The organism is Terriglobales bacterium (assembly GCA_035567895.1).
GTDB lineage: Bacteria > Acidobacteriota > Terriglobia > Terriglobales > Acidobacteriaceae > Gp1-AA112.
Genome location: DATMPC010000066.1, coordinates 19,461 through 38,661, shown reverse-complemented (window position 1 = coordinate 38,661; position 19,201 = coordinate 19,461). Strand labels below are relative to the sequence as shown.

The 19,201-nt window shown below is 56.5% G+C and carries 16 protein-coding genes; 7 read left to right on the top strand and 9 right to left on the bottom strand.

Annotated features, from left to right (window positions below):
• Positions 1 to 15 precede the first annotated feature (15 nt).
• The 3 genes from VNX88_14400 to VNX88_14390 all read left to right on the top strand — a co-directional run bounded on the left by VNX88_14400 (position 16) and on the right by VNX88_14390 (position 4,462).
• Positions 16 to 1,230 (top strand): S41 family peptidase, encoded by a 1,215-nt coding sequence (locus tag VNX88_14400; GenBank protein ID HWY69858.1) that lies wholly within the window; start codon positions 16 to 18, stop codon positions 1,228 to 1,230.
• 164 nt (positions 1,231 to 1,394) lie between these two features.
• The gene (locus tag VNX88_14395; protein HWY69857.1) at positions 1,395 to 3,665 is read left to right on the top strand and encodes a PBP1A family penicillin-binding protein; all 2,271 of its coding nucleotides are present in this window, start codon (positions 1,395 to 1,397) and stop codon (positions 3,663 to 3,665) included.
• Positions 3,662 to 4,462 (top strand): PASTA domain-containing protein, encoded by an 801-nt coding sequence (locus VNX88_14390; GenBank protein ID HWY69856.1) that lies wholly within the window; start codon positions 3,662 to 3,664, stop codon positions 4,460 to 4,462. The genes VNX88_14395 and VNX88_14390 overlap by 4 nt, the downstream gene beginning before the upstream one ends.
• 91 nt (positions 4,463 to 4,553) lie before the next feature.
• On the opposite strand, the gene VNX88_14385 is transcribed toward VNX88_14390, so the two are convergent.
• Both VNX88_14385 and VNX88_14380 read right to left on the bottom strand, forming a co-directional pair.
• The gene (locus VNX88_14385; protein HWY69855.1) at positions 4,554 to 4,982 is read right to left on the bottom strand and encodes a VOC family protein; all 429 of its coding nucleotides are present in this window, start codon (positions 4,980 to 4,982) and stop codon (positions 4,554 to 4,556) included.
• Positions 4,983 to 5,124: 142 nt separating this feature from the next.
• Positions 5,125 to 5,820, bottom strand: coding sequence for a hypothetical protein (locus tag VNX88_14380; GenBank protein ID HWY69854.1), 696 nt, complete (start codon positions 5,818 to 5,820; stop codon positions 5,125 to 5,127).
• A gap of 102 nt (positions 5,821 to 5,922) precedes the next feature.
• Between VNX88_14380 and VNX88_14375 the strand changes: the two genes are divergently transcribed.
• Positions 5,923 to 7,428, top strand: a complete 1,506-nt coding sequence (locus tag VNX88_14375; protein ID HWY69853.1) for a hypothetical protein — start codon at positions 5,923 to 5,925, stop codon at positions 7,426 to 7,428.
• 23 nt (positions 7,429 to 7,451) lie between these two features.
• On the opposite strand, the gene rsmB is transcribed toward VNX88_14375, so the two are convergent.
• The 3 genes from rsmB to VNX88_14360 form a co-directional block, all read right to left on the bottom strand.
• On the bottom strand, positions 7,452 to 8,765 hold the full coding sequence (rsmB, locus tag VNX88_14370) for a 16S rRNA (cytosine(967)-C(5))-methyltransferase RsmB (protein ID HWY69852.1): 1,314 nt from the start codon (positions 8,763 to 8,765) through the stop codon (positions 7,452 to 7,454).
• Positions 8,766 to 8,769: 4 nt separating this feature from the next.
• Positions 8,770 to 9,705, bottom strand: coding sequence for a methionyl-tRNA formyltransferase (gene fmt, locus VNX88_14365; GenBank protein ID HWY69851.1), 936 nt, complete (start codon positions 9,703 to 9,705; stop codon positions 8,770 to 8,772).
• Between the two features lie 90 nt (positions 9,706 to 9,795).
• The gene (locus VNX88_14360) at positions 9,796 to 10,176 is read right to left on the bottom strand and encodes a hypothetical protein (protein ID HWY69850.1); all 381 of its coding nucleotides are present in this window, start codon (positions 10,174 to 10,176) and stop codon (positions 9,796 to 9,798) included.
• Between the two features lie 157 nt (positions 10,177 to 10,333).
• Between VNX88_14360 and pgeF the strand changes: the two genes are divergently transcribed.
• Positions 10,334 to 11,239: a peptidoglycan editing factor PgeF gene (pgeF, locus tag VNX88_14355; protein ID HWY69849.1), complete on the top strand. Its 906-nt coding sequence runs from the start codon at positions 10,334 to 10,336 to the stop codon at positions 11,237 to 11,239.
• A 6-nt stretch (positions 11,240 to 11,245) separates the two neighbouring features.
• Here pgeF and VNX88_14350 read toward each other — a convergent pair whose 3' ends face one another.
• Together VNX88_14350 and sppA are read right to left on the bottom strand one after the other, a co-directional pair.
• Complete coding sequence (locus tag VNX88_14350) at positions 11,246 to 11,581, bottom strand: HU family DNA-binding protein (GenBank protein HWY69848.1); 336 nt, start codon at positions 11,579 to 11,581, stop codon at positions 11,246 to 11,248.
• 84 nt (positions 11,582 to 11,665) lie between these two features.
• Complete coding sequence (gene sppA, locus VNX88_14345; protein HWY69847.1) at positions 11,666 to 12,577, bottom strand: signal peptide peptidase SppA; 912 nt, start codon at positions 12,575 to 12,577, stop codon at positions 11,666 to 11,668.
• 257 nt (positions 12,578 to 12,834) lie between these two features.
• Here sppA and VNX88_14340 point away from each other — a divergent pair, with 257 nt between their 5' ends.
• Together VNX88_14340 and serA are read left to right on the top strand one after the other, a co-directional pair.
• Positions 12,835 to 14,025 carry an alanine--glyoxylate aminotransferase family protein gene (locus tag VNX88_14340; GenBank protein ID HWY69846.1) on the top strand — a complete coding sequence of 397 codons (1,191 nt, stop codon included), beginning with the start codon at positions 12,835 to 12,837 and terminating at the stop codon, positions 14,023 to 14,025.
• Positions 14,026 to 14,288: 263 nt separating this feature from the next.
• Entirely contained in the window at positions 14,289 to 15,908 is a 1,620-nt protein-coding gene (gene serA / locus VNX88_14335) for a phosphoglycerate dehydrogenase (protein ID HWY69845.1), read from the top strand.
• Between the two features lie 66 nt (positions 15,909 to 15,974).
• On the opposite strand, the gene hslV is transcribed toward serA, so the two are convergent.
• Entirely contained in the window at positions 15,975 to 16,604 is a 630-nt protein-coding gene (gene hslV / locus VNX88_14330; GenBank protein HWY69844.1) for an ATP-dependent protease subunit HslV, read from the bottom strand.
• A 122-nt stretch (positions 16,605 to 16,726) separates the two neighbouring features.
• Positions 16,727 to 19,183 carry a glycogen/starch/alpha-glucan phosphorylase gene (locus VNX88_14325; protein HWY69843.1) on the bottom strand — a complete coding sequence of 819 codons (2,457 nt, stop codon included), beginning with the start codon at positions 19,181 to 19,183 and terminating at the stop codon, positions 16,727 to 16,729.
• Positions 19,184 to 19,201: the final 18 nt, after the last annotated feature.

The following is a 19,201-nucleotide window of genomic DNA, read 5'->3' as shown; positions in this document are numbered from 1 at the left end:
TTGCCAGAAGGTCTAATGTCGAAGCATTTGAAGATTGGTCTCCTTTCCCTCTCGTTCTTAATCGTTCTCCTGGTTGTGCTTGGTGGACTAGGTGTCCACGCGGCCAGCAGTAACAATGACGGCGCCTACCGCCAGCTTGGCGTGTATAGCGAAGTCCTTTCTCGCATTCGGACGGAATATGTCGAGGAGCCGAACTTCTCGGCCGTCACCAGCGGCGCTTTACACGGGCTGCTGGATTCACTTGACGCCAACTCGAGCTACCTGAATCCGGAAGAGTACAAGTTCTACAAGAACCACCAGAACGACGGCCACGCGAACATCGGAGCGACGGTGTCGAGGCGCTTCGGTTACGCGGCGGTAGTATCAGTGCTTCCGGGTGGACCAGCCGACAAGGCTGGCGTCCAGACGGGCGACATTATTGAGGCGATCGAGGGCAAGAGCACGCACGAGATGTCGCTGGCGGCCGTCGAGGAACAACTCGCCGGCAAGCAGGGATCGAACATTGAATTTGCAGTTGTGCGTCCCGGCAAGGCTGAGCCCCAGAAGATTACGATCACGCGCGACAACGTCGTGATCCCCGGCACGACTGACAAGATTCTGGAAGACGGGATCGCGGACATCCAGCCGGTGACTCTCACCAAAGGCAAGGCACAGGAAGTAGCCAACAAGATTCGCGAAGAGCAGAAAAAGGGCGCGAAGAAGCTGATCCTCGACTTGCGGAACGTCTCTCAGGGTGACGCGACCGAAGCGGCTTCCGTCGCCAATCTCTTTCTGAATCACGGGACTATTACGTATCTGCAGGGTCAAAAGTATCCGAAACAGACGCTGATTGCTGAGCCACAGAAGGCAATCACCACCCTGCCGCTGGTTGTGCTTGTAAATCGCGGAACTGCAGGACCCGGCGAGATCGTGGCGGCGGCGATCCTCGACAACAATCGCGGCGACGTGGTGGGCGACAAGACCTTCGGCAGCGGTTCGGTGCAGAAAGTTATCGACATCCCTGATGGCTCAGCGCTGATCCTGTCAGTCGCGAAGTACTACACGCCTAGCGGCAAAGCGATTGAAGATAACGCCGTGACACCCAACGTTGTGGTAGCCAGCAACCTCGACGATGCATTGTCGGATGACGAAGATGGCGCGGCGGCGCCAGCTCCGCAGGAGAAACCGAAGCAGCAGAAGGATGACGATCAGCTTCGGCGCGCAATTGAAGTGTTGAAGGCTAGAAGCTAGTCAGTTGGTTAGGAGTTCCCAGAGCGCCAGATAAGCATCTGGCGCTTTTATTTTGCGGCCATTCACTGTTGGCTTCACCGGCTAGCGGGCGATTTTCCGCCACCAACCTGGCCCTCGCTCCGCGATAATAGGCAACACAGCTCCTAAGACGATTCGCGAGTTGTATGCACGTTGAAACCAATCCGCCTGTTGAGCAGGAACACGACGAACAACTTGCCCTCACGCCAAAGCAGACGGCTGGCAAGATTGGGTTCCTCTTCCTGGCATTGATCGCCGCTACAGTTGGTGTGCTTTGCGGCTTGCTGCTCGTCTACTCAACCGACCTTCCACAGATCGACGAGCTCGAGCACTACCGTCCCAGTTCTATCACGGAGCTTTACGACGATCAGGGACGGCAGATCGGATCGTTCGCCCTGCAGCGCAGGGTTATTGTCACTTATGACGATCTCCCCAAACTCCTGCGAGATGCCGTAATCTCCATCGAAGACAAAGACTTCGAGAAGCACTGGGGAGTCGACGTGTGGAGAGTGCTCGGAGCCGCTTATCGTGACTTCCGCTCCGGGGGACGCGTGCAGGGCGCATCAACCCTGACGATGCAGCTCTCGCGCAACCTGTTTCTCTCCGCCGACAAGAATTTCGGACGGAAACTTCAGGAAGTCATGCTCGCTATCCAGATCGAGCGGAGATTCACTAAGCCGCAGATCTTCACGATGTACGCTAACCAGATCTTTTTGGGCCATGGCGTTTATGGGTTTGAGGCCGGCTCGGAGTACTACTTCAGCAAACACGCTCGCGATCTTACGCTCGAAGAGGCATCGTTGCTGGCGGGGCTGCCGAAGGGACCATCCGTATATTCCCCAATTAGGAATCCCGAACGTGCGCTGCATCGCCGGAACATGGTGATTAACGCGCTGCTCGAAGATGGGAAGATCACTGCCGAAGAGGCCGCGCTGGCTAAGTCCACTCCCATCCGGCTGCATCTTCAGAGCGCGCCGAATTCCATGGCTCCGTATTTTGTCGAGGAAGTTCGACGCTACCTCGAATCAAAGTATGGAGCCGACGAGGTCCACGAAGGCGGACTGCGGGTTTACACCTCGCTAGATCTTGACTATCAAAGGATGGCCGAGCGCGCGATACTCGACGGTCTCGCAGCCTACGAACATCGTCATGGCTGGAAAGGTCATCTCCAAAACATCTCCAGCACCGGCCAGACGGTCTCCAGCTACACAGACCCAGATTGGGACCAACCCATCGAAGCCGGTAGCTACGTGCACGGACTGGTCATTGCCGTAAGTCCGGGTGTTGCCATTGCGAAGCTTGGCAGGGTCAACGGTCTGCTCACCGCGGCCGACATCGCGTGGACCAAGCAAAAAGATCTGCGCGCAGTGTTGAAGATCGGAGACCAAGTCTACGTTCACGTTACGGATATCCCGCCGCCCAGACCAGATGGAACGAGCCCACCGCTGCACGTCACTCTCGAGCAGGAGTCAGGAGTGCAAGGCGCTTTGATGGCCATCGAGAACTCTACCGGCGACGTAAAAGCGATGGTGGGAGGACGCGACTTTGACGTGTCAAAGTTCAATCGCGCGACCCAGGCGCTGCGGCAAGTGGGATCGTCATTCAAGCCCTATGTCTACACCGCGGCCATAGATCGAGGCGCGAAGCCGGACGATACCATTCTCGACGCGCCTGTGAGCTTCACGAATGCATCGGGCGTATGGGCGCCCCATAACTATGACAACAAGTTCGAAGGTCTGGTGACGCTGCGCCATGCCCTGGCGCAGTCACGAAACGTTCCAACCGTGAAACTCGCGGCTCAGATCGGAATGCCGACCGTGATTTCGTACGTCCGAAAATTTGGCATTACCTCCAAAATGGAGACCTATCTTCCGGTCGCTCTGGGTGCTGCAGAGGTTACGTTGCAGGAGCAGGTCTCGGCCTATAGCGCCTTCCCCAACGATGGTGTGCGCGTCATTCCCCGCTACATTCGACGAGTTGTGGACTACGAAGGTCACTCACTCGAGGAGAATTATCCGGAAGTAAAGGATGTGATCAGCGTGGACACAGCGCGCACCATGACCGACCTGCTACAAGGCGTGATGCTTCACGGCACGGCGGCCGCTGCCGGAGCAAGGTTGAAGCATGCTTTGGGCGGAAAAACCGGCACTACCAACGACTTCACCGACGCCTGGTTTATCGGATTCTCACCCTCGATCACCTGCGGCGTCTGGATCGGCTTCGACGAAAAAAAATCATTGGGCGAAAAAGAGTCAGGGGCGTTGGCTGCTCTCCCAATCTGGGAACGGCTCATGCAGGTTGCGCTAGTCGAGCATCCTGAGGAGAGCTTCCCCGGAAAGCCTGCTCCTCAATCCCCTGTAATCAAGGCCCAGAGCACGACAGTTCATTCGCAGGCGGCCTCCGTGGTCTCCCGATGACTGCCGATAAACGAGAATGGCGCATCATCAGGCTCTTGCGGCTCATCACCCGCTCGCTCATTCTTCTGCTGATTGCGCTCTTCTCTGCACTCGCGGCCATGCGGTTCGCTATTCACGGACGTGAGGCGCGCGTCCCAAACGTGAAGGGATTGCCGCTGTTCCAGGCGCAGGAGGCTGCAAATCACGCCGGTCTCACCATATTTGTCGAGGATAAGTTCTACAGTTCCTACGTCCCTGAAGGCAGCATCATCTCGCAAATCCCGGTGACGAACAGCAGAGTGCGCCGCGGAGGACGTATACGCGTCGCCGAGAGCATCGGACCGTTGCGTGTTTCCATTCCCGATTTGGTCGGCCAAACCGAGCTTGCCGCAACTCTCAATCTGCGGCGTCGTGGACTCGATGCGGTCACGATTCCTGGAGTCCCAGTTTCCAATGTGTCACCGGATCAGGTGATCGCACAAGTGCCCGCCGCAGGCGCAACGGAATTCACCTCGCCGAAGGTAAGCCTGTTACTCGCCCAGCCGCCCAAGACGCCCGAATACGTAATGCCCAATTTTGTTGGCCGCCAACTAACCGAGGCCAAAGAGAAGATCGCCCGTGCAGGATTGCAGCTTGCCAGCGTAGCTGTGGTCGGGAGAGCCATCGTGCCCAACCAGGAAGGAAGTCCTCCCGGCGCTCTAGTCCCTTCCCCGACACCTACGACAACTCCCACCTGGGGAACCATAGCCGCCCAGAGCCCGCCCGCTGGAGCGCGTATAACGCCAGATTCGCAGATCAGGTTGTCGGTCACGCAGTAGGCAGGGATAGCCCTTTGATTAATCCGAGAGGCAAACCAGGATTTGCCCAGCTTGTCGTTACTCCCGCTTACCAGTGGCCAGCTCGAAGCCGTCAGGATTTAAGGTCGCTCCCGAAACAGAGTCTATAGCCGTTGCAGTCCTCGACATCGAAGTCGCGGTTTCCATAGGGCTGATCGCAGATATCTCGCGCGATCTTTATTCCCTTGGTTTTGAACTCGCCATATAACGCATCGGCGTCTTCTACCCAGATGTAAGCGTCCCAGGCATCGCCATTAGGAACAGCCTTTCCGTTCGGACGCATTAGACCGGTCTTGCGAAACTGGCTGAGCATGATGATGATTCCGCCGCGCGTAACCATGCAGAATGCCGGCGGATCTCCCCAGAAGCGCTGGTAGCGGAAGCCTAGCTTGTCGCGATAGAAGTTTGCGGTCATTACTACATCGTCAACGATGAAGTACGGTGCGATGGCCCAGCGGGACCGGGTCGCCGTCGGTTCTGAAGGTGTGATGTTGTCGGACATCGGTTTGCCTTCTGTATCTGGAGCACGCGGATTGCTCAACCTGGCGGTTCAGAAATTCTTGGATTGGACCGCTCGCTAAGAACAGCAACGAATCTAACAGACGTTCACAAACAGTTCGCAACCGATGTGCAGTGTTTGGAAATTAATTGTGAGGTCTATCCCCAGATTCGCCTAACACCATGGTTCGGTACATACGCTGCACTAGATCTCGTTGCTCTGGCGTCATAGGACCGTCTTCCTTCAAACCCATGGCTTTGAGTGAGCGCCGATAGACTTCTTCGCGCTCCTGCCTGGTGAGTCCTTTAGCTTGCTTCGGATCCAACATTTTGAGGCCGTTCGCCTGCATGCGTGCATCGTCGGCTGCGCGTTCACGAGCTTGCTGTTCTCTCTTCGCTTGATCGGTTTCTCCAAGGGTGTGAATTTCGGAGCGCACCACGGTTGCTCTTTGGCGAGTTTCTGGCGAGCAGACGGTTAAATTCTCGATCAAGTTCATTGTGTCTTCGGCATCGAGGAACGACATCGTATGGTCTGCAGCAGCATCACGAACCGGAGCAATGGCGGCTTCACATTGTGACGCCAGCGCAAACTGCGCACCCACGTGTAGATCTATATCCGCCAGCAAGTTGACCAGAATCGGAATGTCGGACGGACTCAGCTTTCTGGAGAGTGCTTCCATGGATTGCTCGTTATATCCGAGTCCGTGAGCACCGAGGTGGCGGCTGCTAAGGATAGCCTTGCGGACTCGGCGGGCAGCTTCATTTTCCGCTTGTGGAGCTTGTGCGTGCGCGGCCAGGCAGAAGCTCCCTAAGACGATCGCTGATAGTAAGCGCTCTTTCACAGTGCCATTCTAGGCTGCGTCGACGAATGTCAGTTGGTACTTCGGTACAATGGCTGCGCGTACCCTGAACGTGTACTGAATTGCGATTATGGTTGGCGAAATATGTGGCGATTGTTTCTGGCAGGTCTCATCACATATGCCTCTTGCCTGACTGCTCAGGAGGCTCACTCCCACGGTGTGCCGGAGAAGTTGGGAGAGGTGTCGTTTCCTGTCTCGTGCAATCCTGCGGTTCAGCAGCAGTTCAACCGCGCAGTTGCTTTGCTTCACTCATTCGCTTACGCTCCGGCAGAGACTGCCTTCCGCGGCGTAGCAAAGCAAGATCCTCAGTGTGCGATGGTTCACTGGGGCATCGCCATGACGCATTTCCATCAGTTGTGGGAGCCACCACTTCCTGCATCCGAAATTCCCGAAGCGAAAAATGAAATCAAAGAAGCTCAACGGCTGGGATCTGGTTCGGAACGAGAGCGAAAGCTCATCGCTGCACTTAGCGTTCTCCTGGATGATGCGAGTGAAGCGCAGTACCGCCGAAGAGCGATGAAGTACCTGGATGTGATGAGCGCTTTGGCGAGAGACGAAAGAGAGAACCTCGAGGTCCAGGTGTTTTATGCGCTGGCTCTTCTGTCAACCGCGTCACCTGCAGACAAGACGCACGCAAATCAAAAGAAAGCAGCGGACTTGCTCGAGCCTCTTTATCGGGCTCATCCACAGCACCCCGGAATCCCGCATTACCTCATCCATGCCTACGACAACGCGGAACTCGCTTCCCGCGGTTTGGCTGCCGCGAACGCATACTCGAACATTGCGCCTTCGGCTCCGCACGCCTTGCATATGCCGTCGCATATTTTTACGCGACTTGGGTTGTGGGATGAGTCCATCGCCAGCAATCTTGCGGCACGGGAGGCGGCTCATCAGCAGGGAGACGCCGGCGAAGAGCTTCACGCGATGGATTACCTCGTCTATGCGTATCTTCAAAGTGGACGCGACACACAAGCCGCTGAGGTCATCAAGCAACTGGGAAACAAGGGCACGCTGACCGGAGGCTTCAAGAGTTCCTACGCCACAACCGCGATGCCCGTACGCTATGCCATTGAGTTAGGTCGATGGGAAGAAGCCACCGCCATCACCGCCACAGCTGGAAGTCCGCCGGAAGTGACGGCCGTCGCAGTTTGGGCTCGCGGGCTCGGACTTGTTCGACGCGGCCGTATCGAGGAGGCTCGCGCGCAAGTCGATCGTCTGGCGCAAATCGAAAGTCAGCTGCGCTCCTCGGGACAAGACTATTGGGTTGCGCAGACAAGAATCCTTGGGCGGGGACTCACGGCCTGGTGCGCTCAGCAGCAGGGCAAACCCGACGAAGCCCTAAGCCTCATGCGCCAGGCTGCGGATGAAGAAGACGCGGTTGAAAAGCTTCCGATAACTCCCGGGCCAATCGTTCCCGCTCGCGAACAGCTAGGGTCGTTACTGCTCGAGCAGAAGCATCCCGACTTGGCACTGAAAGAGTTTCAGGCGGCACTCGTGAATGCTCCTGGACGGTTAGGAGCGACACGTGGAGCTTCGCAAGCGGCTGAACTTCTAAAAGGAAAGAATGCCCGCGTGGCGGCCGTGGAATAGAGCGCGTGACGTCGCAGGCGGTTTTACGCCTGCTCCAGTATCGCGGCGAAGAATCCGTCACAAGGATGAATTCCCGGAACGGTACGCAGGAAATCGACTTTTACGATAGCGCTAATCGCATCCGCTCGAATCAATCCCTCCTGGGACAGTTGCTCTAGTCGAGTTTGGACAGGAATCGGCCGAAAAGCCGTGTGCTCCGCGAGAAATCTACTGATCACCTCTTCGCCCTCCTCGGGTTCGAGTGAGCAGGTGGAGTACACGATGGTCTTCGCCGACTTGGCGGCAGAGCTCAGAATTTCAAACTGCAATTGTCCCAACCGCGGAAGATCCTCAGGCTTGAGGCGCCACTTGATCTCCGGATTGCGCGCGAGTGTGCCCGTTCCGGTGCACGGCAGATCGGCGATGATGCAATCGAACTGTCGGTTGAATGGAAGCTGGCGAGCGTCGGCTGCGAGGATGGCAGCTAGACCGGTGAGTGTGCGCATGAGGCGGACGCGATGAAGATGCAAATCCATGGAGACCACCAAGGCAGGCGGATTTTGTTCTGCAGCGATTGCACTCTTGCCGCCCGGAGCAGCGCAACAGTCCAGAATTGTCTTTCCCTGAGCGAGCAGCGCGACGAGTTGTGAAGCCTCGTCTCGTATGGCCAGTCGCCGCTCATGGTAGGCGCGCGTTTGGGTTACATCTCCCGTCGTCACATGCCAGGCGGCATTGATCAGCGTTGCTGGTTCAAGCGAGATGCCGTCGCGGGAAAGTTCTTCGATCACTGCGGGAGACGTGGTGCGAATTGTGGTTTGCGGACGCTTCTGATTCTGCTCGCAGATCGCGCGGGTGGCCTCCTCGCCATAGATCTTTGTCCAGCGCTCTACCAGCCACGCGGGATGCGAATAAATAGTAGCGAGATCCCTGCCCGGCTGCTGCTGCGATGAGCCGAGAGTCTCTTTGGAAAGTTTGCGCAGGACAGCATTGGTCAGAGGAGCTGCGGAGCGCTTGCCGTGCTGCTTCACGAGCTCCACGCTTTCGTTCACAGCCGCTCGCGAAGGAATGCGGTCCAGATAAAGCAGTTGATAGGCCCCGAGCCGAAGGGCGAGCTTCACTTCAACATCGAACTTCCCTACGGACTTGCCCGCCGTGGCCTCGACTACTTGATCGAGCTTCTGCTGCCAGCGCAGGACTCCCATAACAAGTTCCGTCGCGAGACCGCGATCGGAGCTGTTTAGACGAGCGAGTAAGTTGGAATGCAGCAGCTCCGCTGCATAGGAATCATGGGTTTCGACGCGTAGAAGCACGTCAAATGCGGCAGTGCGCGCCGGCGAGATGCGCGCCGGTGACGGCACTGGCTCACGCTCCCAACTTTTCGCCGGCTTGTGGACGATAGCCGCGGACGAAATCGGCAGCTGTCATACGGCGCTTGCCTTCAGGCTGAACTTCGAGCAGTTGCAGGGCGCTGTTCTCTCCGCAGACGACGAACAGTTGGTCCTGATCGACGAGTAGCTCGCCCGGAGTCTGAGTTCCAGAATAGGAATGCACTTTGGCGGAAGTAATTCCCAGCTTCTTGCCCTTCAGGATCGTATAGGAACCCGGCCACGGCTGGAATCCACGCAGGCGGTTGTAGATGCGTTGAGCGGAGGACTTAAAATCTGCCTGCCCGTCTTCCCTTTTCAAAATGGGGGCAAGCGACGCACGACTGTGATCCTGCGGCTGCGGCTTAATGCTTCCTGCCTCCAGCTTTCGCAGAGTTTCCACCATCAGCTCTGCTCCGAGTATCGACAAACGCTGACCATAGGTGATGGCGGTGTCGTCTGGGGCAATGGCCAGTTCGCGTTGAAGAAAAATGTCGCCGGTATCGAGTCCTTCGTTGAGCAACATGCTGGTCACACCGCTAACTTTCTCGCCCTCAGCGATTGCCCACTGAATCGGCGCGGCCCCACGATACTTTGGCAGAAGCGATCCGTGAAGATTGATGTTGCCATGCTTCGGTAGCGCCAACATCCACGGAGGAACGATGCGGCCGTATCCTACGACGATGATCGCGTCCGGTTGAATCTTCTCCAGCAGCGCGCGAAAGTCAGCATTGTTCTTGATTTTTTCCGGCTGTTCAATTGGCAAGCTGTGCCGCTGGGCGGTGTGCTTGACCGGTGATGTGGCGAGTTCCAGTCCGCGCCCTTGAGGCCGGTCCGGCTGCGTAACTACTAAAGGAATCTCGTGACCGTTGGCAAGCAGAGCTTCGAGCGTGGGAACCGCGAACTGCGGAGTGCCGCAGAAGACGAGCTTCATTAGCTTTTAAGCTAACAGCTACCGGCTGCCAGCTACTAGATCAAACCCGGTACCTGTGGTTGCTGGAAGCTAGGAGCAGGTAGCTTCTTGTTATGCTTCCACTCGCGGCATCACGGGGATGGCACTTGCGCTCTTGAACTTTTCCATCACGGCATTCAAGTGATCGAGCGTCTCATCGACCGAGAGCGTGTACATTTCGCGGCCATTGTCGTATCCGGTCTCGATTGCCGATTTCAGATAGTGTCCCGCGATCTGAATGGCGAGTGGATCGGTGATGGCTTTGCCGGTCTGCTCTTTGTATTTGACCCATGCGAGATGAGGCAGGGCAATCCAGACTGACCGCCCGTTGGCGAGGAACTTGATGTCGATGGCATCGGCATGGCGAGTGGCGATGGCTACAACGACGGCCTGATAGGTGCCGTGAATCTGTTCTCCAGACCAGCGATCAGTAGCAGTGAAATCGTCGTACATGGCAGAAGAAAAAGAATATCACGCGGATTTTTCAGCGTGGTTTGTGGCACAAGCGCCCTCGCCTGTGTTGATTTTGGGCAGAGCCACAGCCGAGGGCGGCTGTGCCACAAGTCCTATCTCACAGCTTCTGTGCTTCCGGTCCCATTTACAATTGTGTGTGCCTCCCACTGCAAGCACCAGGAAAGCGCCTAAGCGGCGTTCTATTTCCGAAATCGAGATCATCCGAGCCGCGAATCTCTCTCAATTTCCGCGTATCGTTCACGGATTTAGTACTCGCGGGGGAGGCTTCTCGGAAGCATATGGTGGCGGCCAGCTAAATCTTGGCTTTACACCGTCTGACAATCGGCAAACGGTAGAACGCAATCGTCGCGCCTTCATTCGTGAACTCACCGGAAAAAGGGAACCGCCACAACTGGTTACGTTGCGACAGATTCACTCTGGTGTTGTACGCATCCTGAAGAGCAGAGATCGTGTGCCTTCAAGTCCGCTGAAAGGCGATGGCGTCGTTAGTAGCCACCGGAACGTGCTCCTAGGCATTCAGGTTGCCGATTGCGTGCCGGTGCTCATCGTCGATACGAAGCGAGGAGCGCTTGGGGCATTCCATGCCGGATGGCGCGGGACAGCCAAGCGGATTGTAGAACGTGGTGTCGGCGGCATGCGCGCCGTTTTCGGATGCCAGCCCGCCGATGTGTACGCCGCCATTGGTCCCTGCATTCACTCCTGCTGCTATGCCGTGGGGGACGAAGTCATCGACGAGTTTCGTTCACAATTCTCCTATGCCGACGAATTGTTTTCAGAGGTTTACGACCGCGATCCGATCAAAGAGAAGTATCCGTTGTTGTTCCTAACCGCACGAGCCCCGGGCCATAGCAACATCGGTCCGCAGAAGCACCTCGACCTGGTGGAGGCAAATCGTCGGCAACTCCTCGATGCTGGAGTGCCCGAGAGCAACATCCAGGCAGCAAAGGAGTGTGCGTCGTGCCGCACCGATCTGCTCTTTTCACATCGTCGTGAGGCAGGTTATACGGGAAGAATGATGGGCATGGTTGGACTGCTTGGCTGAAAGAGCTTAGCTGTGAGTGGGTTCCGTAGTTGGTGTGTGTGTAACGGCTCCCGCTCCGTTAGCCTGTTCGTGGTTCACCAAGTCCTTTAATTCCTTGCTGGGTTTAAAGAATGGGATCTTTTTGGCGGGAACTTCGACTCGGTCGCCTGTCTTGGGATTACGTCCAACGCGGGAATTGCGTTGACGGGTACGAAAGCTGCCGAAGCCGCGAATCTCGATCTTGTCGCCGGCACGTAACGAATGGACGATGCTATCGAAGATAGTTTCCACGATGACTTCGCTGTCCCGGCGCGTAACGTCAGTAATTCGGGCAACTTCTTCGATCAGATCGGCTTTCGTCATAAGTTGTACATTCCACCTGAGATGCGGCATTCCGTCAAGTGTTAACCGCGACCCTGGAACATGAATTTTTCTGGTTGCGCCAGCTTAGCGCCAAAGATAGAAAAATCCAGGATTGTTGGTTTGTAGCATTCGCGCCTGGGCCGGAAGAAGCTGGCTAACGTCGCCGAAAAGGATGTCGGCCAGCGTCCGCTTCTTCTCTTCTGGGTGCACTAGGGAAGGTTCCCCACGGATACCAACTGCCTTAGCCGTCTCGTCCACGGCATTTTGGAACCCGCCAAGCTGGTCGATTAACTTCAGGCCGATCGCCTGCTCACCGGTCCAAACACGGCCGCTGGCCATTCCCTTCACGTTATCAACCTTCATCTTTCGGCCATCTGCCACGTCCCGAATGAACTGTCCATACATCTCGTTGACCAGGCTCTGCAGATACGCCTGCTCGGCGGGAGTCATGTCGCGAGCCGGGTCGCCTGCATCTTTGAGTTCGCCCGCAGTGAAGATCACTTCCTTGAGCTTGGCCCAACGTAGAAGGTCCCCGTAATTGATCCACTCGGCGATTACGCCGATGCTCCCCACAATGCTGGCGCGATTGGCGTAGATCTTGTTCGCCCCAGACGCGATGTAGTACGCCCCGCTGGCGCCGACGGTCTGGATAGAAGCGACGATCATCTTCTTCTTTTGATCGCGAATGCGCTTTACCGCGTCGTACATCTCCTGCGAAGCCGCTGCGCCGCCTCCCGGAGAATCGATTCGCAGGATGATGGCTTTGACCGACGAGTCGTCTCCGTATTTCTTGAGCTGATCGACAAATGGCTTTGCCTGGAGAATTACACCCTGAACGTCCAGGACGGCGATTTTGTCGCCGCCAACGTCGAATCCGGAATCATTGCCTCGAATGCTGAAATACAGCAGAGAAAATATGAGCAGGGTAAAGACGAAGAAGGCTCCGCCTCCGATCACAATCCACAGGAGCGTGCGCGGACGATTCTCGTCAGGCATATGCGAAAAGTGTAGCACTCCATGAGACACAGTCGGCATAGCGCCAACCCAGCATGCTGCGTCTCTACTGGTCCTGCGAAAGCGTGAAATCAATTCTTCTAATAATCCGCAAAAGATTTTTCGATGATTTTGTGCGCCAAAGCTGCATTGTCAGAAGGCGAAACAGCGTCGGCTCACCTTAAAATAGAGAAATGCTAAAGAAGGTCCGCCTTTTTACTCCAGGTCCTACTCCACTTTTGCCTGCCGCGCAGTTGGCAATGGCAGCAGCTGATATCCACCATCGCACGCCTGAATTTCGAGCGTTGTACCAGCGTGTTCTGGCCCAACTAAAGGACTTCGTTGGCACGAAGAACGACGTCATCCTTATCTCCTCCTCAGGCACGGGGGCGATGGAGGCGGCGGTTTCAAATCTCACTTCTCCGGGAGATCGCGTGCTCGTACTCACGGCAGGCAAGTTTGGCGAGCGTTGGGTGAGTTTGGCGAAAGCTTTCGGATGTCAAGTGGAGACCGTGACCGTTCCGTACGGACAAACGTTCTCGATCGAGGAGGTTCGGGCGAAGCTGAAGCCGGATGTTAAGGCGGTCTTTATGCAGGCAACAGAGACTTCCACGGGCGCCCGCCACTGCGTGCAAAGTGTAGCTGCACTGACGAAGGACACGGACGCGTTGCTTGTGGTTGATGCCATTACGGGACTCGGCACTACTCACTTCGATGTGGATGCCTGGGGCATCGACGTAATCATCGGCGGCTCGCAAAAGGCGGTCATGATTCCACCTGGCCTTGCTTACTGTGCCGTGAGCGAGCGCGCCTGGAAGCGCATGGAGACCACCAAGAATCCGCGCTACTACTTCGACTTGCGTAAAGAAAGGAAGTCCGCGGCCAAGGGCGAATCGGCCTATACACCCGCTGTGGCATTGATTGCAGCGCTCGGCGCTGCGTTCGATTACATCGCTGCTGGCGCCGGTGGGGACATCGTTGCTGGTCGGGATGCGCTCATTCACAACGCCGAAGTCGTAGCAGAGATGACACGCGCGGCCGTTCAGGCGCTCGGGTTGAAGCTCTTCGCGGCGGTGGCTCCGGCTGCGGCGGTCACAGCAGTGTACGCGCCTGAAGGTACCGATTCGGGAGCTGTGGTAAAGGGATTCAAAGAGCAGTTTGCCGGTGTGCTTGCGAATGGACAAGGCGAAATGAAGGGACAGCTCTTCCGCATCGCGCACCTTGGATTCTTCGACTACCTGGACACCATCGCGATGATTGGCGGACTGGAGCACGTATTGCAGCCGATCTTGGGGCGAGATCTTCTAGGCGTAGGTCTCAAGGCTGCACAACAGGTCTACGCCAAGCGTCGCGGCACTTCGCTCGCGCAGTTGCTGGAGTTAGATGGGCGCTGCTCGTGCGGGCGCCCAGTGGACGAGTGTTCGTCGACGTTGACGGCAGTCGGCGCATAGAAATTACGACACTAACTACAACTGTCATCCTGAGCCTTCTGTTGGCGACGGATCTCCCGGAATGTGTCAGGCTTAATTGCTACACCAGGGCTCTTACACCAGGAGGTTCGGGCCGGAGGGCCGGGAGGCAGCAATTTAGTTCGGTGCATCGCGGGAGATCCTTCGCCAACGGAAGGCTCAGGATGACAGATTGAAAGAATTGAGCTCCTAAAAAACAACATCAAATTGCGGCGTCCGTTCTCACCATCTTCATTCAGGAACTCATGAAAATTCTTATCGCAGAAAAAGTATCTCCAGCAGCACTTAAAGTCTTTCGCGACGAGCCCGACTTCGAAATTGTTACGAGTGAACAGATGGGCGACTTGATGACCGCTGTTCGCGACGCCGACGCTCTCGTCGTCAGGTCTGCGACGGATGTGAATGCCAAGTTGATCGACGCGGCGCAGAAGCTCCGCGTAATCGGTCGCGCCGGTGTGGGAGTAGACAACGTCGACACCGATGCCGCGACGCGCAAGGGCATCGTGGTAATGAACACGCCCGGCGCCAATGCCATCGCAGTCGCTGAGCACACTCTCGGTCTCATGCTCTCACTGGCGCGATTCATTCCACGCGCCGATCAAACAACGCGAGCGGGAAAATGGGAAAAGAAATCCCTGCAAGGCACGGAGCTGCGTGGCAAGACACTCGGCATCGTCGGTCTCGGGAGGGTTGGAGTCGAGGTGGCCCGGCGCGCGAAGGCTTTCGGCATGAAAGTCATTGCTTACGATCCGTTTGTCTCACAGCAACTGGCTCGCGATCTTGAGCTTGAGCTCTCCAGCCTCGACGACCTTTACGCGGCCTCCGACTACATCTCGCTGCACGTTGGCTTAACGCCGCAAACACAGGGCATGATCAACACTGCCGCGCTAGCGAAGATGAAGAAAGGCGTCCGCCTTGTGAATTGTGCGCGCGGTGAATTGATCGACGAGGCTGCTCTGCTCCAGTCGCTCAATTCAGGACACGTAGCTGGTGCGGCACTCGATGTATTCACTCAAGAGCCGCCGAAGGAAAATCCGCTGCTCGCCGCTCCCAATGTGATCGCGACTCCGCACATCGCTGGCTCGACCAACGAAGCGCAGGAACTAGTGGGAGTGCAGATCGCCCTTCAGGTAAAGGAGTATCTCAAGCGCAGCGTCATTCAGAACGCCGTCAATGTGCCTTCCCTTTCTGACGAAGAATATGGCGAAATGCATCCCTACATTGAGCTCTCGGAGAAGTTAGGCCTGTTTCTCGGCCAGCTCAGCGAAGGAAATGTCGAGAGCATCACCGTTGGGTATCACGGAAAAGTTGCTGATTGGAAGACGGCCTTGCTGCGCAACTCCGCGCTCAAGGGGACCCTCAAGCAAAGTATCGATAGCGTGAATCTGGTCAATGCTGTCTCAGTTGCCTCTGAGCGCGGTATCCAAGTGCAGGAGCAGAAGAAGCCGGACGACACGAATTCCGGTAATGTGATTTCACTTTCTGTACGCACTCATCAAGGTGAGCATCGCGCGCGCGGGGTCGTACTGCATGGACGCTCGCCGCGGCTGCTCGATCTTGATGGCTTCCATGTCGAAGCTCCGCTTGAGGGTCATCTCACCATTTTGCGGAATCGGGACGTGCCTGGAGTTATCGGCCAAGTGGGAACCGTTCTTGGCAAAAACGAGATTAACATCGCTAACTTCGCTTTGGGGCGCAGCGATGCTAGCGCCAGCAGCGCGGCCGTGAGTGTCTCGGCCGGAGCTGCGTCGGTTCGGGCGGAAGCTATGGCAGTGGTGCAGACTGATCAGGCGGTCACACCGAATGCGTTGGAAGAATTGAAAAGAATCTCGGCGGTGATCAGCGTGCGGGCTGTGCAGATATGACGTAGCGCAGCAACGCTCGCGTGCATTCAGAGCTGCGTCCACAGCCGAGCCCGGCTGTGTGACGGGTTATCTGGGCGCGCCGTCTTGCCCAACAGCGATCGGCTGTGGCACTCCTGCCAGTTCCTCGTAGGTGATCCGATCATTGGTGAAGATGCAGATTTGGCCTGCGATCTTCATCGCTTCTTCAGCGATCGTCCGCGCCGGCAACTGCGTGTTGTTCATCAATGCGCGTGCTGCGGACAGGGCATACGAACCGCCACTTCCTATTGCTGCGATTCCCTCATCTGGCTCAATGACATCCCCAGCGCCACTTATAAGAAATGTTTGACCGGGGTCAGCAACGATCAGCAGTGCCTCCAGATTGCGAAGGATCTTGTCGGTTCGCCAGTCTTTGGCGAGTTCTACCGCGGCGCGGCCCAGGTTTCCGTGATATTGCTCCAGCTTGGCTTCGAAACGGCTGAAGAGAGAAAACGCATCGGCGGTTGATCCTGCGAATCCTGCAAGAATCTTGTCCTGGTAAAGCCTGCGAATTTTGCGGGCGTTGTGCTTGATCACGCCTTCACCGAGCGTGACCTGTCCATCGGCGGCCATGACGACCTTGCCATCCCGTCGCACACAAAGAACAGTTGTTGAACGGATCCGGGGAGCTTTTCTAGGACTTGTGGGCGTTGTTATCGTGCGTAATGACTTCTTCATTCGATACGAAAATTATAGATGGAAACGAGTCCGTCGGCTTTCAGCCCTCATCCAACCCCATGCTTAGGGAACCTCAGGCAGTTAATAGGCGAATGTCGATAGCAGACGGCGGATAGCGTGCCCTACACTGCCGCCAAGTGCCAAATATCTCGCGAGTATTCGACTATCGTCCGGTCGCTGGAGAACTTGCCCATGCGAGCTACGTTCAGCATGGCACGGCGCGACCAGTTTTCGCGGTCGCTGAAGTCGCGTTGAGCGCGCTCGTGAGTCTCGATATATGACGGAAGATCGGCAAGATGAAAATAGCGGTCGCGGTAAACCATAGTCTCGTACACCCAACGGAAGAGGCCGAACTCGTTGGGGCTGAATCGGTCTGAGGAGAGCACGTCGATTACACGACGGATGCGCGGATCGGCGTCGTAGATTTCGCGCGGCTGGAAGCCTCTCGCCTGGCGATCGGCGATCTCCTCGGCAGTCAGTCCGAAGATGTACATATTGTCGCTCCCCACCCTCTCCAGCATCTCGATGTTGGCGCCGTCGAGCGTGGCCATCGTAAGCGCGCCGTTCATGGCGAGTTTCATGTTGCCCGTTCCGGAAGCTTCCATTCCGGCGGTGGAGATTTGCTCACTCAAATCGGCGGCGGGAATGATGATCTCGGCGAGCGAGACGCGGTAGTCGGGAATAAAAGCGATCTTGATCTGCTCGTTGACGCGCTTATCTGCGTTGATGGTACGAGCGACGTTGTTGATCAGCTTAATGATCTGGGTAGCCGCGATGTATGCGGGCGCGGACTTACCGGCAAAAATGTAAGTTGCCGGAGTCGGGAGCGTCTCACCGTCTTCGGTGACGCGCAGATAGTCATACGTAATGCGCAGCAAGTTCAAAAGCTGACGCTTGTACTCGTGAAAGCGTTTGATGTGCACATCGAACATCGACTCAGGATCGACGAGTACTCCCGTGGACTGAGCGATCACTTTCGCGAGGCGCTGCTTGTTTTCGCGCTTGATCTCGCGGAACTCAGAGCGAACACCTGCGTCGTCGGCCGCCGGCTCAAAGCGTCTAATCTGATCGAAGTCGAGAATCCAATCTTCACCGATCGCGCGATTCAGGAGATCGGACAGCCCCGGATTTGCCTTCAACACCCAGCGACGGTGCGCCACGCCATTCGTCTTATTGTTGAAGCGCTCAGGGAACATTTTGGCGAAGTCGGGTACAAGCGTCTTCTTGATGAGTTCGCTGTGCAACTCGGAGACGCCATTCACAGAGTGACTGCCCACGATTGCTAATAGCGCCATTCGCACTTGCTTCTCGCTTGCTTCTTCGACGATCGACATGCGTCGTGTGCGCTCGAAGTCCAGCGGATCAGACTGAACCACCTTCATCAGAAAGTCATGATTGATGTTGAAGATGATGTTCATGTGCCGCGGGAGCACGTGTTCAAGAAGCGGCAGCGACCACTTCTCCAGCGCTTCGGGCAGGAGCGTGTGATTGGTGTATGCGAGTGTTTCTTGCGTGATCGCCCATGCCGGCTTCCACTCCATACCGTGTTCGTCGATCAGCAAGCGCATCAACTCGGGTACGGCCAGAGCCGGATGCGTATCATTCATCTGAATCGCAATCTTCTGAGGAATCTGGTTGAGATCGTTGTTATCCGCCAGGAAGGCGCGGAGTATGTCGCGCAGAGCGCACGCAACCAGGAAGTACTCCTGAAGGAGTCGAAGTTCCTTACCTGACCTAACCTGGTCCGAAGGATAGAGCACACGAGAAATGTTCTCGCCGGCAATCTTTTGTTCGACGGCGCGAATGTAATCGCCACGATTAAAGATCTGGATGTCGAACTCCTCCGATGCATGTGCCGAGAACAAACGCAGATAGTTCACCGTGCGACCGCCGTAGCCTGCCACGGGTAAGTCGCTGGGAATCCCGACTACTAGTTTCTGATCGGTCCATTGCGCAGTTCGCGCGTGCGCATCGCAGCGGCCATAGATGGGGACGTGCACTGACTGATCTGGTCGCGGTATCTGGAGAGGAGTTCCGTGTTTTTTCCAGCGATCCGGCTTTTCACGTTGGTAGCCGTCCTGAATCTCCTGGGTGAACATGCCGTACTCGTAGTCAATGCCGTATCCGAAGCCTGGCATGCCTAGCGTTGCCAGCGATTCGAGAAAGCACGCCGCCAGACGTCCCAGGCCTCCATTACCCAAGCCGGTATCGGCCTCAGCTTCCAGCGCTTCGTTGAGGTCTATGCCGTGCTCAGCGAGCGCCTCGCGGCAGAGTTCGTTGAGTTGGAGGTTGCACAGGTTGTCGCCTAGCACCCTGCCCATGAGGAATTCCATCGATAAGTAATACAAGCGCTTGGCACCCGTTGTGCGATAGCGCTCTTCGGTCTCTAACATCCCGTCGATCAGGCGATCCCGAATCGCAAGCGCCAGCGGCCGCAGTATGGCTTTCGGACTGAGGTCTACGCGGGATTGTCCGAGCGTGTAGCGAATGTGTTTCAGGATCTCTTTCCAGAGTTCTTCCGAAGACGAGAAACCTGGACGGAGGGCTGGACGGACGGAGGTCGTCAAAGATGAATGCATCAAGAAATCCTGTGGGTT